Annotated in this window: 12 protein-coding genes; 8 read left to right on the top strand and 4 right to left on the bottom strand. The window is 73.9% G+C overall.

The window, feature by feature from the left end:
* The first annotated feature begins 39 nt into the window (after positions 1–39).
* On the top strand, positions 40–1,368 hold the full coding sequence (locus ACIPPM_RS07005) for a tetratricopeptide repeat protein (RefSeq protein ID WP_401443940.1): 1,329 nt from the start codon (positions 40–42) through the stop codon (positions 1,366–1,368).
* Positions 1,369–1,380: 12 nt separating this feature from the next.
* On the opposite strand, the gene ACIPPM_RS07000 is transcribed toward ACIPPM_RS07005, so the two are convergent.
* Positions 1,381–3,219: a glycoside hydrolase family 15 protein gene (locus tag ACIPPM_RS07000; RefSeq protein WP_401443938.1), complete on the bottom strand. Its 1,839-nt coding sequence runs from the start codon at positions 3,217–3,219 to the stop codon at positions 1,381–1,383.
* Between the two features lie 146 nt (positions 3,220–3,365).
* Between ACIPPM_RS07000 and ACIPPM_RS06995 the strand changes: the two genes are divergently transcribed.
* The gene (locus tag ACIPPM_RS06995) at positions 3,366–3,572 is read left to right on the top strand and encodes a hypothetical protein (protein WP_389000322.1); all 207 of its coding nucleotides are present in this window, start codon (positions 3,366–3,368) and stop codon (positions 3,570–3,572) included.
* A gap of 13 nt (positions 3,573–3,585) precedes the next feature.
* Here the strand turns inward: ACIPPM_RS06995 and ACIPPM_RS06990 are convergent, their stop codons facing one another.
* Positions 3,586–4,575, bottom strand: coding sequence for a lysylphosphatidylglycerol synthase domain-containing protein (locus tag ACIPPM_RS06990; protein ID WP_401443935.1), 990 nt, complete (start codon positions 4,573–4,575; stop codon positions 3,586–3,588).
* 155 nt (positions 4,576–4,730) lie between these two features.
* On the opposite strand from ACIPPM_RS06990, the gene ACIPPM_RS06985 reads away from it, so the two are divergent.
* Positions 4,731–5,120, top strand: coding sequence for a BlaI/MecI/CopY family transcriptional regulator (locus tag ACIPPM_RS06985; protein WP_401443933.1), 390 nt, complete (start codon positions 4,731–4,733; stop codon positions 5,118–5,120).
* Positions 5,121–5,130: 10 nt separating this feature from the next.
* Here the strand turns inward: ACIPPM_RS06985 and ACIPPM_RS06980 are convergent, their stop codons facing one another.
* On the bottom strand, positions 5,131–7,482 hold the full coding sequence (locus tag ACIPPM_RS06980; protein ID WP_401443931.1) for a glycoside hydrolase family 65 protein: 2,352 nt from the start codon (positions 7,480–7,482) through the stop codon (positions 5,131–5,133).
* Entirely contained in the window at positions 7,479–8,219 is a 741-nt protein-coding gene (locus ACIPPM_RS06975; protein WP_401443929.1) for an HAD family hydrolase, read from the bottom strand. Before ACIPPM_RS06975 ends, ACIPPM_RS06980 begins: the two co-directional genes overlap by 4 nt.
* Positions 8,220–8,323: 104 nt before the next feature.
* Here ACIPPM_RS06975 and ACIPPM_RS06970 point away from each other — a divergent pair, with 104 nt between their 5' ends.
* The 5 genes from ACIPPM_RS06970 (at position 8,324) to ACIPPM_RS06950 (ending at position 14,784) form a co-directional block, all read left to right on the top strand.
* Positions 8,324–8,989: a nucleoside/nucleotide kinase family protein gene (locus ACIPPM_RS06970; protein ID WP_401443927.1), complete on the top strand. Its 666-nt coding sequence runs from the start codon at positions 8,324–8,326 to the stop codon at positions 8,987–8,989.
* Positions 8,990–9,153: 164 nt separating this feature from the next.
* Positions 9,154–10,827: a phospholipid carrier-dependent glycosyltransferase gene (locus ACIPPM_RS06965; RefSeq protein WP_401443924.1), complete on the top strand. Its 1,674-nt coding sequence runs from the start codon at positions 9,154–9,156 to the stop codon at positions 10,825–10,827.
* A gap of 54 nt (positions 10,828–10,881) precedes the next feature.
* Positions 10,882–11,823: a MurR/RpiR family transcriptional regulator gene (locus ACIPPM_RS06960; RefSeq protein ID WP_401443921.1), complete on the top strand. Its 942-nt coding sequence runs from the start codon at positions 10,882–10,884 to the stop codon at positions 11,821–11,823.
* A 108-nt stretch (positions 11,824–11,931) separates the two neighbouring features.
* Positions 11,932–12,312, top strand: coding sequence for a hypothetical protein (locus ACIPPM_RS06955; RefSeq protein WP_030805039.1), 381 nt, complete (start codon positions 11,932–11,934; stop codon positions 12,310–12,312).
* Positions 12,313–12,411: 99 nt separating this feature from the next.
* Positions 12,412–14,784 (top strand): SpoIIE family protein phosphatase, encoded by a 2,373-nt coding sequence (locus ACIPPM_RS06950; protein ID WP_401443918.1) that lies wholly within the window; start codon positions 12,412–12,414, stop codon positions 14,782–14,784.
* The last annotated feature ends 4 nt before the right edge of the window (positions 14,785–14,788 follow it).

Below are 14,788 nucleotides of genomic sequence, written 5' to 3'. Positions count from 1 at the left end.
CCTTGAAGAAGTCAGCCGCCGGACGGCATGATCATGGGCATGTTCTTCCGCAAGAAGCGCCGCCGCCCCGAGTCCCCCGAACTGCAGGATGCCTGGGCCGCGTTGGATTCCTCCGACGTCCCCGGCGCCCTCCGGCTGCTGCGCCCCGCCGCCGAGGAGGCGCCGCTCGCCGAGGTGGCCCTCGTCGTCGAACGGGCTGCCACGGCCGCCGACTTCACCGATCTGGCCGAGGCCGCGTCCGCGCTGACCGGCGGCTCTCGGGAGCCGCGACCGCTGTTCCGCTTCGGGTACGCGTGCGTCGAGCGCGGTGTCCCGTTCCTGGCGATCCCCGCCCTGCGGGTGGCGCTGCGCGAGGCCCCGGACTCCCTCGCCATCATGCGGGAACTGGTCTCGGCCTACGAGCGTGAGGGCCGACACCGCGAGGCGGCCGACGAACTCGCCCGGTACGAGGGCCGGTTCGAGGAGTGGCCCGACCGCTACCTGCTGGTCTTCAACTCCCTCATGGTGGGCGACCTGGAAGCGGCCCGGCGCCACCACGCCCCGCTGGGCGATCCCGAGGACCAGGTCTGGCAGGCCACGCGGGAACGGCAGAATCTGATGCTGCGGCGCGCGGCGGACGCGGAGCAGGCCGGGCCGCTGGATCTCACCGACCTGCGCGGCTGGCAGTACGTGCTGGGCGGCACGGTCCTCGGCACGATCTCCCCGTACGGTTTCGACGCGGGCATGACCGGCCGGTACGCCTTCCTCCAGGACGAGGAGGAGCAGTGCCTGCGCGGTCTGCTGCGGCTGCGGACGCTGCTGGAGGCCACCGGGGTGCGGCCCCGGTCGGTGTCGCTGCTGCCGGACCGCGACTCCCGTGTGCTGGGCCTGGCCGCCGCCGAGGTGCTGGGCCTGTCGGCGGAGCCGTTCGCACCGGACCGGGAGGACACCGTGGTGGTGGCGTACGACCTGAACGAGCTCGCCGGGCACGAGGACGGCCCGGACATCCTCGTACAGTTGCGGGAGCGGACGCCGGGGCAGGTGCTGCACGAGCACGCGAGCTGCTGGACCGATCCGCCCGTCGTCGCGGCGGACAGCGTGACGCTGCTGCACCAGGTGGTGACGGCGCCGTGGGGCGCTCAGCTCCGGTCCGACGCGGAGGGCGGTGTCGAGCGGGGACCGGCGGACGACCGTCCGGAGCAGGAGCTGGCGGCCATGATCGTGGCCGCCTCGAAGGACCCCGAGGCCGACTCCGGCGACGGCGAGGGTCCGGACGACTCCGACGAGGCGTTCACCGTTTTCGCGGCCGCCGTGCGCGGCAGCTGGCTCCAGGGCTCGCGCTCGAAACTGCAGTCGTCGGGTCCGGTGCCGAGTTCGCGGTTCGCCTGAGCGGGCGGCGGCTCAGCCCAGCGCCTTGTCGAGGTTGAAGGCCGCGCTGATGAGGGACAGGTGGGTGAACGCCTGGGGAAAGTTGCCCTGTTGCTCGCCGGTGCGGCCTATTTCCTCGGCGTAGAGGCCGAGATGGTTGGCGTAGGTGAGCATCTTCTCGAAGGCCAGGCGGGCTTCGTCGACGCGACCGGCGCGGACCAGTGCCTCGACGTACCAGAAGGAGCAGATGGAGAAGGTGCCCTCGTCGCCGCGCAGGCCGTCGGGGCTGGCCTCGGGGTCGTAGCGGTAGACGAGGGAGTCGGAGACCAGGTCCTCGGTGAGGGCGTCGAGGGTGGAGAGCCACTTGGGGTCGGTCGGCGCGATGAACTTGGCGAGCGGCATCATCAGCAGGGACGCGTCGAGTACGTCGCTGTCCTCGCACTGGGTGAAGGCGCCCCGCTCCTCCGACCAGCCGCGGTCCATGATGCGGCGGTAGATGTCGTCCCGGGCGCGGCGCCAGACGGGCAGGTCGGCGGGCAGGCCGCGGCGGTTGGCGAGGCGGATGGCGCGCTCGATGGCGACCCAGCACATCAGGCGGGAGTACAGGAAGGGCTTGCGGCCGCCCCGGGTCTCCCACACGCCCTCGTCGGGCTGGTCCCAGTGCTCGCACACCCAGGTGACCAGGTGGCACACGTCGTCCCACTGGGCGCTGGAGATGGGCTGGGCCCACTTGTCGTAGAGGTAGATGGAGTCGATCAGGGCGCCGTAGATGTCGAGTTGGAGCTGTGGGGCGGCAGCGTTGCCGACCCGGACCGGGGCGGAGCCCAAGTAGCCTTCCAGGTGCGGGAGTTCACTCTCGGGTAGCTCGGTTCGGCCGTCGATGCCGTACATGATCTGCAGCGGGCCCTCGGTCGCGCCGTCGCCGGGGCTGATGTGGGTGGTGAGGAAGCGCATGAACGCCTCGGCCTCGCCGGTGAAGCCCAGGCGGAGCAGCGCGTAGACGGCGAAGGCGGCGTCGCGGACCCAGACATAGCGGTAGTCCCAGTTGCGCTCGCCGCCGAGCTGTTCGGGCAGGCTGGTGGTGGGGGCGGCGACGATGGCGCCGGTGGGGGCGTAGGTGAGCAGCTTCAGGGTGAGGGCGGAGCGGTGCACCATCTCGCGCCAGCGGCCCCGGTAGCGGGAGTGGGCGAGCCAGCGGCGCCAGTAGTCGACGGTCGCGTTGAACTCGTGCTCGGCCTCGGCGTGCGCGCAGCCGCGCGGGGCGATCTCGCCGCCCGCCTGGTCCAGGGCGAACACCGCCGTCTCGCCCTCGCCGAGCTTGAACTCGGCCCGGGCGTCCCGTTCGTCGCACTCCATGGCCACGGTGGCGGTGAGCGCGAGGGAGCGTTCCCCGGCGTCGAACAGCAGCCGGCCCTCCTCCTCGCGCACGGTGTGCGGTTCGGCGCCGTACCCGAAGCGGGGGGCGACCAGGGCCCGGAAGGGCACGGTGCCGCGTACGCAGACCACGCGGCGGATCAGCCGGTGCCGTCCCTCCTCGCCGGGCCGGGCGGTGCCGACCGGCATGAAGTCCTGCACCTCGCCGACGCCCTCCTCGGTGAAGAAGCGGGTGATCAGCACATTGGTGTCGGGGAAGTAGAACTGCTTGGTGTGGGCCGGGACGGAGGCGGCCAGCTCGAAGCGGCCGCCGCGCTCGGCGTCCAGCAGGGCGGCGAACACGCTGGGGGCGTCGAAGGACGGGGAGCAGTACCAGTCGATGGTGCCGTCGCTGCCGACGAGGGCCACGCTGCGCAGGTCCCCGATGAGGCCGTGCTCGGCGATCGGCAGATAGCGGTGGGTCTGCCTGGTCTCCTGCTGGAAGGGCGTCTCGGCCATCGCTGCGGCCTCCCGTGCTGGTGTGCGGCTGCCCATCCAGCGTAGGTCTCCGGATGCGCACGGGCGTCCGGCGGCCGATGGTGAGAGTGTGCCCCGTTCGGCGGCACCGGCACGGATGCGCCCATCCGGCCCGAGGAGGAGGCGTCATGTCGAGTTCCACGCCCGAAGAGTCCCGGTCGGCCGACGACCACTGCACCCCGGACGCCCTGCTGCACACCGCCCCCGCGGGCGGCATCACCCCGGAGGACCTGGTGATGGCTGCGGGCAGGGACGTCACCCCGAAGAGTCTGGACTGGGCCCGCCGCAAGCTGGAGACGGAGGGCTCGGCGGCCGTGGAGAAGCTTCTGCCCTGACCGGTCGGGAGCCTCACAGCGCCTTGCGGCGCAGCAGCACGGCGAGGGTGAGCAGGCCGGGCGGCAGGGGCAGCCAGACGGTCAGCATGCGGTAGCCGAGCACGGCCGAGGCGGCCGTCGCGGCGGGCGCGCCGGACGTGGTGAGCGCGAGGACGAGCGCCGCGTCCAGCGAGCCGAGTCCGCCGGGCGTGGGCAGGAGGGCGGCCGCGCCGCTCGCGGCGAGGTAGAGCAGGGCCACCTCGGGCGCGGGCAGCGGCAGCGCGACGGCACGCGCCACGGCGACGAGCACCCCGCAGTGCAGCGCGGCGAAGGCGAGGGACCCGCCCCACAGGGCGACGGCGCGCGCGGGCCGGGCGTGCACGGCACGCACGTCGCCCAGCAGGGCGGTCAGCGCGCGGCGGCAGCGCGGCCGGAGCGGTCCGGCGGCGACCGCCGTGACGAGCGCGGCCGCGCCGAGCGCGCCGACGAGCCAGATCAGCGGCAGTTCGGGTACGCGCAGCAGCCCCGGACAGAACGGCACCAGCAACGCGATCAGCGCCAGCCTGGACACTCCCCCGGCCCCGCCCTTGACGGCGAGCGCACCGGCGGAGCGGCCCATGGGCAGCCCGCAGCGCAGCAAGAACCGCAGGTTGACCGCCCCGGCGCCGATCCCGGCGGGCAGCAGATGGTTGGCGGCGCACGCGGCGAACTGGGCGGCGACGAGCCGGACGCCGGGCAGCCGCTCGGTGACGGCCCCCTGCTGGGCGAGCGCCGAAGCCGCCCAGGTCCCGACGGCGGCGACGGCCGCGACCGACAGCCAGCCCTGGTCGGCGAGCGTCAGCCGCACCGCCCCGTCGCGCACGGTGGGCCAGTACCGCTGGGTGAGGTAGGCGAGGAAGAGCAGGACGCAGAGCAACAGGGCCGTCTGCCAGACGAGGCCCCGCAGCCGCGGGCCCGGTCGGGCGTCCGGGGCCGGGAGCGCCTCGGGAGCCGGATGGTCGCGGGTGGCGCGCGTGTCCGTCATCGGCACCCCTCCCCCTCCACGGAAGCACCCGCCGACGGCGTCCGGGAGAACGGGATGCCGCGGCGAAATCACGGTCAAACTAACGTGGATCGACGCCGCCCGCCGCCCGCGTACGGCCATCCGGCGGTGGCCCTACGCGCTGTAAGGTGGAAGGCATGGCTGGTGCAGGGCCTCTCGGCAGGGCGGAGCGGCGGGGTGCGGGGGCGCTGGAGGGTGAGGTGCTGGCGGCGCTCTGGGGTGCGGGGCGGGCGCTGACCCCGGCGCAGATCCAGGCCGAGATCGGCGGGCTCGCCTACAACACGGTGCACACCATCCTCAAGCGGCTGTACGACAAGGGTCTGGTGCTGCGGGACGCCGACGGGCGGCGCGGCGCGTACCGTCCGGCGAAGGACGCGGCGCAGCTGACCGCCGAGTCGATGCGGGCGGCGCTGGACCGGAGCCCGGACCCGGTCGCGGCGCTGCGGCGGTTCGTGACCGGCCTGACCGCCGGCGAGGAGCGCGCCCTGCGCGACCTCCTCGCCGACGGCAAGGACGAGCACCGCTGACCGGCGCGGGTCAGAGCCCCTTCGGCACCCGGTGCGGTGGCTGTTCCGGGGTCGGGCGCTGGGTGAGCGGGGGCACGGTCCGCACGGCGGGTTCGTCGGTCTCCAGCGTCACGGTCTCCCCATGGTGCTCGATGATCAGCGGCGGCCCTTCGAGCAGGGTGTACGTCGTCTTGTCCGCGCCGATCTCCACGCGCAGCCTGCGCCCCCGGAACTGCAGGTGGAAGGCGAGCCGACGCAGCCGTTCCGGCAGCCGGGGCGCGAAGCTCATCCCGGCCGGGCCCCGCAGCACCCGCCGCATGCCGCCGAACCCGGCGACCAGCGCCATCCAGGTCCCGGCCAGCGAGGCGATGTGCAGTCCGTCGCGGGTGTTGTGCTCCAGGTCGTGCAGGTCCATCAGCGCCGCCTCGGTGGTGTAGGCGTAGGCGAGCCGCAGATGGCCCGCCTGGGCGGCGATGACGGCCTGGCAGCAGGCCGAGAGGGAGGAGTCGCGGACGGTGAGCGGCTCGTAGTAGGCGAAGTTCCGGGCGACCTGCTCGTCGTCGAAGTAGGACGCGCAGGTGTACATCGCCAGGACCAGGTCGGCCTGTTTGACGACCTGCTTGCGGTAGAGGTCGAAGTACGGGTAGTTCAGCAGCAGGGGGTAGTGCTCCGGCTCGGTCCCGGCGAAGTCCCAGCGCTGGTAGCGGGTGAAGCCCGCGCTCTGTTCGTGGACGCCGAGTTCGTCGTTGTAGGGGATGTTCATCGCCTCGGCCGCGTCCCGCCAGGCCGCGCTCTCCTCCTCGTCGGCGCCGAGATGCTGCGCCTCGTCGGGGTAGCGTTCCACCGCGTCGGCGGCGGCGAGCAGGTTCTGCCGGGCCATCAGGTTGGTGTAGGTGTTGTCGTCGGCGACCGCGCTGTACTCGTCGGGCCCGGTGACGCCGTCGATGTGGAAGGCGCCGCGGTGGTCGTGGTGGCCCAGTGAGCGCCACAGCCGGGCGGTCTCCACCAGCAGTTCCAGGCCCACCTCGCGCTCGAAGCGGACGTCGCCGGTGGCCTCGACGTAGCGGACGACGGCGTCGGCGATGCCCGCGTTCACATGGAAGGCGGCGGTGCCCGCGGGCCAGTACGCCGAGCCCTCCGAGCCCTCGATGGTGCGCCAGGGGAAGGCGGCGCCGCCGAGCCCGAGCTGGGCCGCGCGTTCCCGGGCGGCGTCCAGGGTGTTGTGGCGCCAGCGCAGCGCCTCGGCGACGGCGCGTGGCGCGGTATGGGTGAGCAGGGGCAGCACGAACATCTCGGTGTCCCAGAAGGCGTGCCCGTCGTACCCGGAGCCGGTGAGGCCCTTGGCGGGGATGGCGCGCTGCTCGGCGCGGGCGCCCGCCTGGAAGACGTGGAACAGGGCGAAGCGTACGGCCTGCTGGATCTCCTCGTCGCCGTGCACCTCGACGTCGGCGCGGGCCCAGAAGTCGTCGAGGGCCTCGCGCTGCGCGGCCAGCAGCCCGTCCCAGCCGTCGTGGGAGGCGGCGGCGAGGGCCGCGTCCACCTGGTCGGCCATGGCGGGCAGCGAGCGGGTGCCGGACCAGCCGTGCGCGACCAGCTTCTCCACCCGCAGGGTGTGTCCGGGCTCCAGTACGGAGGTGACGGTGAGCCGGGCGACGTCGACGCCGCTCTCGCTGCGGCTGGTGGTGCGGCCGGGCCCGGTGACGACGTGGTCGGCGCCGACCGCGACCCTGAGTCCGCTGCGCTTGGTGCGGTGCACCAGCCGGAGCCGCTCGCCGGAGGCGAAGCCGTCCTCCTGCTCCAGCGGCGAGCGCAGGCTCATCGCGGCGCGCGGGTCGCCGTTGGGTTCGGGGAGGCTCTCGTTGGCGACCAGCTCGGACTGGATCACGACGCGGCTGGGGCGGCCGACGGCCTCCACCTCGTAGGCGACGGCGGCCACCGCGCGCTGGGTGAGGGAGACCAGCCGGGTGGAGCGCACCCGGACCGTGGACCCGGCCGGGGAGGTCCACTCGCAGGTGCGTTCCAGCACCCCGCGCCGCATGTCGAGGACGCGTTCGTGGGAGACCAGGCGGCCGTAGCGCAGGTCGAAGGGTTCGTCGTCCACCAGCAGCCGCAGGATCTTGCCGTTGGTGACGTCGATGACGCTCTGCCCGGACTCCGGGTAGCCGTAGCCCGCCTCCGCGTACGGCAGGGGGTGCACCTCGTGCACGCCGTTGAGGTAGCTGCCGGGCAGGCCGTGCGGCTCGCCCTCGTCGAGGTTGCCGCGCCAGCCGACATGCCCGTTGGACAGCGCGAACACCGACTCGCTCTGGGCGAGGACGTCCAGATCGAGGGTGGTCTCGCGCACGTGCCAGGGTTCGACCGTGTAGGCCCGCTCAGTGATCACCGCTTGCCTCCCAGCTCGGCGAGGTCTTCCACGACGATATGCGCGCCGTGCGCGTACAGCGCGTCGGCCTGCCCGGTGCGGTCGAGACCCACCACGTATCCGAAGCCTCCGGCGCGGCCCGCGTCCATCCCGGCGAGCGCGTCCTCGAAGACGGCGGCCCGCTCCGGGGGCACGCCCAGGTCCTTGGCTGCGGCCAGGAAGGTGTCCGGCTTCGGCTTGCCCGGCAGGTGCCGTTCGGCGGCCACCACACCGTCGATCCGGACGTCGAAGAGGTCCTCGGCGTCGATCGAGCGCAGCACGTCCTGGCAGTTGGCGCTGGAGGAGACGATGGCGGTGGCCAGCCCGGCCGCGCGCACGGCGGCCAGGTAGCGCAGGGTGCCCTCGTACGCCTCGACGCCGTCGGTGCGGATCTTCGCCAGGAGGAGTTCGTTCTTGCGGTTGCCGAGGCCCTGCACGGTGCCCGCGTCCGGCGGGTCGTCGGGGCCGCCCTCGGGGAGTTCGATCCCGCGGGACTTCAGGAAGGAGCGGACGCCGTCGGCGCGAGGGCGGCCGTCCACGTACTCGTCGTAGTCGGCGACCTCGTCGAACGGCCGCGCGTCCGGGCCCTCGTGGTCGCGCAGGAAGGCGTCGAAGGTCTCCTTCCAGGCGGCCGCGTGCACGACGGCCGTCTTGGTGACCACTCCGTCGAGGTCGAACAGGCATGCCTGGATGGTGTCGGGCAGTCCGAGCTGAGTCATACCCTGCTCCCTTCCCCGGATCAGGCGCGGCGATCACGCCTCGCGGAGCGGAAACGGGGCGCCCGGCGGCCGCCCCGCGCACGCCCGGTGGCACACTCTGCTGCATGCCGCCGACCTTCGACGATCTTCTCCTCCGCGCCCGCAGCCTGGTCAAGGGCGGGCGGCGCGCGGTCCTCGGTATCGCGGGCGGTCCGGGCGCGGGCAAGACGACCCTCGCCGGACACCTGGTGCACGCCCTGAACGCGGACGGGCCGCCCTGGGTGGCGCACGTCCCGATGGACGGCTTCCATCTGGCCGACGCCGAGCTGGACCGGCTGGGCCGCCGGGACCGCAAGGGGGCGCCGGACACCTTCGACGCGGCCGGGTACGCGGCGCTGCTGCGGCGGCTGCGCGAGGCGCCCGCCGACGCGGACGAGGTGGTGTACGCGCCCGCCTTCGAGCGGGACCTGGAGCAGCCGGTGGCGGGTTCGATCCCGGTGCCGCCGTCCGCGCGCCTGGTGGTGACCGAGGGCAACTACCTTCTGCTGCGCGAGGGTTCATGGGCCGGGGTGCGGCCGCTGCTGGACGAGGTCTGGTACTGCGAGGTCGACGAGCCGGAGCGGGTACGGCGGCTGGTGGCCCGGCACGTGGAGTTCGGCAAGGAGCACACGGCGGCGGTGGCCTGGGTGCTGGGCACCGACCAGCGCAACGCCGAGCTGATCGCCACCACCCGGGACCGGGCGGACCTGGTGATACCGGCCTCGGCGCTGCCCGTGCCCGGCCGGGGCTGAACCGGCGGGGGTCCGGGACCGTATCCGGGGATGCGCGGCGGAGGGTCCGCCGAGCGGTCCGGCGGGGTGGTGGCACCGCCGGTCGCGGGAACGGTGCGCGGACACGGGCCTGACCGGGGCCGGTCGTCGCCGGGACCGGCGCGGCGCGTGCCACCGTGGGGCGGATGATGGCGAGCGAACACCACGGGACCGGGACGATTCCCGCACCGGCGCCCCCGGCCCCACCGCTCCCCCGGGTACGCGGGCGCCGATGGCTGGTACCGCTGTTCGTGGCGCTGCTCCTGGCCCAGCTGGCGGCGGCGATGGTCACCACGGCCGTCCGGCAGACGCCCACCATCGACGAGCCGGTGTACGTCGTCACGGCCACCGACTACCTGCGCGAGCACCGGCTGCGCTACAACCCCGAGCACCCGCCGCTCGGCAAGCTGCTGATCGCGGCCGGGGTCGCGGTGGCCGCCCCGCACTACGACCCGGACACCCCCGGCACCCAGGGCGACGCGGGACGGCACCTGCTGTACGAGTCGGGGAACGACCCCTGGCGGCTGATGCTGTGGGCACGGCTGCCGGTGATCGCGCTGACGCTGCTGGGCGGGCTGGTGGTGTTCGCGTTCGCGCGGGACCTGGCGGGCAGGGCGGCCGGGCTGGTGGCGCTGGCGCTGTACGCCTTCGCCCCCGACGTCGTCGCGCACGGTTCGCTGGCCACGCTGGACATGCCGATGACGGTCTTCCTGCTGGCCTCAGTCTGGCTGGCCCGGCGGGCCCGGGACCGGCCCCGGCGGTATGTGCCGCTCGCCGGGGCGGCGCTGGGCGCGGCGGTGGCGACCAAGATGAGCGCGCTGCCCGCGATCCCGCTGCTGATGCCGCTGGTCGCCTGGTCGGTGTGGCACGCGCGGGCGGCCCTGGGACGGCGGCGCCGGGTGCTGTCGGCGCTCGGCGGCGCGGGCACGGTGCTGCTGGTGGCCCTGGCCGTCGTGTGGGCGACGTATTTGGTGGTCAACCCCCGGCTGGGCTTCGCGCCCGCCGAACCGCTCCCGCCGCTGGCGGGCAAGCGCGCGCTGGTGAGCGGTCTGCTGCCGCTGCCGCCCGCGTACGGGGCCGGGCTGCGGACGCAGTTCGCGTTCGAGTACTACCCGTGGGAGGGCTTCCTCTTCGGCCGGGTGTACACGGGCGCCCTCTGGTACTACCTGCCCGTCGCGCTGCTGGTGAAGACGCCGCTCGGGCTGCTCGCGCTCGGCGCGGCCGGTGCCGTGACCGTGCTGGCGGTGCCCCGGCTGCGTCCGGCGGCCCCGTATCTGCTGCTGCCGCCCGCGCTGCTGCTGGCGGTGGCGATGACGGGCGCGCGGGACTTCGGCACCCGGTACGCGCTGTTCGTGCCGGTGTTCCTGGCGCTGGCCGGGGGCTGCGTCACGCTCTGGCGGCACCGGTGGGCCAAGGTGCTGGCCGGGGTGCTGATGCTGTGGGTGGCGGTGAGTTCGCTGCGGGCGTTCCCGTACTACCTCCCGTACGCCAACGAGGCGTTCGGCGGTCCGGCGCGGACCCATCTGCTGCTGCACGACTCCAACGTGGACTGGGGGCAGGACCTCGGCGCGCTCGCGGACCGGCTGCGGGAGCGGTATCCGGGCGAGCGGGTCTGGCTGGTGTACAAGGGCAGCGGTGTGCCGTCGTACTACGGCATCCGCGCCGGTGATCCCCGTACGGTGCCGCCGGAGCGGGTGCGGGGGCTGCTGGTGGTGTCGGACTCGGCCGTCGCCAAGGCGCGGGGGCGGCTGGCGGAACTGATCCGCACGAGCCGCCCGGTCGACGAGGTGGGCCACTCGATCACGCTGTACCGGCGCTGAGCCCGAGGGCCAACACGCCGAGTGGCCTGGGGCGGTGGGCTATGTTGGCTCGTCGTGGGAGACAAAGTCGACGGTCCGGCGCCCTCGCCGCAACAGGCACGCGCCCAGGCATCAGCGATCAGTTCGGGCGGGTCCGCCACGGGCGCCGGGGCCGCGCCGACCTCCCAGCTGCGGGCGCTGTTCGACGGGCCCCGGCTCTCCCCCGGACAGCGCCGGGTGGCGCGGTATCTCATAGAGCACCTCACCGAGGCCGCGTTCCTGTCCATCACCGAGCTGGCCGACCGGGCCGGGGTCAGCCAGCCCTCGGTGACCCGGTTCGCGGCCGCCGTCGGCTTCAGCGGGTATCCGGCGCTGCGGGAGCGGCTCCAGTCGATCGCGCTGGGCACGCTGGCGGGCGGCCCCGGTGAGGAGGACCGCGCCAACGAACTCCAGGCGGCGGTGGACGCGGAGATCCAGAACCTGGAGCATCTGCGCCGCGACCTGGCCGACCCGCGGCGGGTGGTCCGGGTGGGCCGCGAGCTGTCCCGCTCCACCCCGCTGACCGTGCTGGGGCTGCGCATCTCGGGGTCGCTGGCGGAGTACTTCGGCTACGCGGCCCGGCGTATCCACCCCGATGTCCGGCTGGTGACGCGGGGCGGCAGCGTGGCCTGCGACGCGCTGCTGCAGTCCCGTGAGGCGGGCGGCACCTGGGTGCTGGCGTTCGCCATGCCCCGGCATGCGCAGGAGACGCTCGCGGCGCTGCGGGTGGCGCGGGAGGCGGGGCTGAAGGTCGCGCTGGTCACCGACCTCGCGCTCGGCCCGCTGGCGGAGGCGGCCGATGTCACCTTCGCCACCGGCACCGGCTCCCGGCTGGTCTTCGACTCCTACGCCGCGCCGGGCCTGCTGGCCGCCGCGCTGCTCCAGGCGATGACCGACGCCGACCCGGAGCGCGCCCAGGGCCGCCTGGAGAAGTACGAGCAGGTCGCCGACCAGCAGCAGTTCTTCCTGCCGGAGTGAGGGAGCGCGGTGCTTTTCGCACCGGCGTGGATGAATGTTTTCATCCGTCTTGAAAAGCCGTTGGCATATATAAATACTGCTCCCGGACGACGAGGCACTCCGGAAGCGATGAGCATGCCGATCACCACCACGCGCATCAGCCCCGACTGGCCCTGCCAGGTCAAGCAGCCGGGCAGCTACGACTGGGAACGCTCGGCGGCCAAATGGCTGCGCGAGCTGATCCCGGCCCGCTACGCCAGCTATCCGGCGCTGATCCGGCACCCCGTGCTGCTCGCCCGGCACGCCGGGCTCCAGGTGCGGCAGGAGATCCGGGTGGCACGCACCGCGCTCCAGACCGCCCGCGCCGAACTGCCGATGCTCGGACTGCCCGAATCCGTCATCGAACACACCATCAAGCTGTACGCGGCCGAGCTGCTTCAGCTCCAGCACATCGCGCGCAGTGTCCGCGCCGTCTCCGAGGCGCTGGGCACCCGTGGCACCGGCCGCTGACCCGGCCTTCCGCGCCCCTCGTCCGACACCCGCCGCCCCTGATGGGAACGGTTGTGCCGGACAAGTGAGCGAGCGGCCGGGTTGTGCCATGCTCATCGCGTGACGAGCGAGCCCACCCCCTCCGCGGACCCCGGCTACGGCGCCGATGTCGCGGCGCTGGCCAAGGTCGTGGCCCGGCAGCGTGCCGAGCTGGAGCGGCTGCGCGATCTCGCCGCCTCCTCGGCGGTGCTGGAGCGGGCCAAGGGCGCGCTGATGGCCCTGACCGGCCGGTCCGTGGACGCCGCCCACGAGGAGCTGCTCGCGCGCGCCGAGGCTGGCCGCCGCACCCTGATCGAGGAGTGCTGGCTCACCCTGGGCGCGCTGGAGCGGCCGAAGCCGGTCACCCCGGACACGGCACCGGCCGGTGTCCTGGAGCCGGGGTCCGCCGTCTCCCGGCAGCCCGCGCCCACCGCGCCCGGCGACCTCGCGGACGTCCTCGGTGATCTGGGCCGCGACCTGGTGCGGGTCGGCTCACCGCAGGAGCTGGCCGGATATCTGCTGCGCCACCTGGGCCCCGACGCGGCCGCCGACGCCGTACTGCTGTACCGGCGCCTGCCCGAGGACGGTCTCGAACTCATCGGGTACGCGGGCATCGACGCCGCCCTCGCCGGGCGCTGGCACCACATGCCGACGCTGAGCAGGCTGGCCCCGCTGGAGTGCCTGCGCACCGGCGAGCCGCGCTGGCTGGAGGACCTGGCGGCGGACCGGCGTCAGTACCTGCTCGGGGACCCGCCCGAGCGGTGGCTGTCGCGGGCCTGGCTGCCGGTGCCCGCCGGGCACGGCTCCGGCGTGGCGCTCGGCGTACTGCGCACCCAGGAGGGGCCGTTCGAGCCGCGTGAACGCCAACTGCTGCTGGCGGCGGCCCGGTTGTGCGCGGGACGGCTGCGCGCCTTCGCCGCGGACCGGGACGGCGAGGCGGGCGGGGCCACGCGGTCCGTGCAGGCGGTGCTCGACGCGCTGCCGGGCGCCGCGATCCTGCTGCGTCCGCTGCGCGCCGCCTCCGGCGCGGTGGAGGACTACCGTATCGAGGCGGTGAGCCCGGAGGCGGTCGACGTGTTCGGCAACACCGGCCGCGAGATGCTCGGCCGGCACATCCTGGAGAGCTATCCCACCGTCGCGGGCGAGCAGTTGTGGCACGGCTATCTGACGGCGCTGACCACCGGAGTGCCCTTCGAGAGCGCGCCGTTCGCCTACCAGGACATGGTGGACGGGGTGCCGCTGACCGCCACGTACTCGGTGCGGGCGGCACCGCTGGGCGACGGCCTGCTGGTGACGTGGCTGCGACTGGACCCGGAGGACCGGCAGGAGCAGCGGCTGTGGGACGTGCAGCGGCTGGGCAATCTGGGCTGGGCCAACTGGAACCTGGTCACCGGGGAGACCTCCTGGTCGGCGCAGACGTACGCCGTGCTCGGTCTGAACGCGGCACGCGGGCCGGTGCCGCTGGCGGAGCTGCCCGCGCTGGTGGCGCCGCAGGACGCGGCACCGCTGCGCGGCGCGATCACCGAACTCGTCGACCACGCACGCCCCTTCGACGTGCCCTTCCGTGTCGACGCGCCGGGCGGGGTGCGGCACCTGCGGATCGTCGCGGAGGCGGTGACCGAGCCGGACGGGACACCCGCCGAGGTGCACGGGTTCGTGCAGGATCTCACCGCCCAGCGCAGCGCCGAACTCGCGCTGGTGGAGAGCGAGCGGGCGATGCTGCTCCAGCGCGGGGTGCTCCAGGCCGAGCGGGCGCTGGCCGACCGGTTGCAGCACGCGCTGCTGCCGCTGCCCGCGGGGCCGGTGCGGCTGGCCGGGCTGCGCGTCGAAGTCGCCTATCTGCCGGGCCAGTCGGGCATCCAGGTCGGCGGTGACTGGTTCAGCGCCGTCGAACTCTCCGACAGCACCGCGCTGTTCGTGGTCGGCGATGTGGCGGGGCATGGCATCGGGGCGGTCGCCACGATGGCCCAGCTCCGGTTCACCGCCAAGGGCATGGTGGGCACGGGCTCCTCGCTCACCGGTGCGCTGACCCGCCTCAACACCCTGCTGCTGCACTCACGGGACGGCCGCTCCACCGCGACGATGGTCCTCGCCCGGTACGACCCCACCACCCGGGTCCTCGCCTGGGCCCAGGCCGGGCATCCGCCGCCGCTGCTGGTGCGCGGGGGCACTGCCCGCTTCCTCGCCCGGCCCGTCGGCATGCTGCTCGGGGCGAGCGCGACCCCGGTCTTCGAGGCGGCCGAGGCCCGCCTGGAGCCCGGCGACCGGCTGCTGCTGTACACCGACGGCCTGGTGGAACGCCTCGGCGAGGACGTCCACGCGGGTTTCGCCCGCCTCGCCGACACGGTCCGCGCGCACGGCGGCGACAGCCTGGACGCCCTGCTCGGCACGATGCTGGTGGACGAACACCGCGACGACGTGTGCGTGGTGGACATCCGGCTGCCGGAGGAGTGAGGTT

The organism is Streptomyces sp. NPDC090119, from assembly GCF_044747085.1.
Taxonomy (GTDB): domain Bacteria; phylum Actinomycetota; class Actinomycetes; order Streptomycetales; family Streptomycetaceae; genus Streptomyces.
This window is presented reverse-complemented; position numbering and strand designations above follow the sequence as displayed.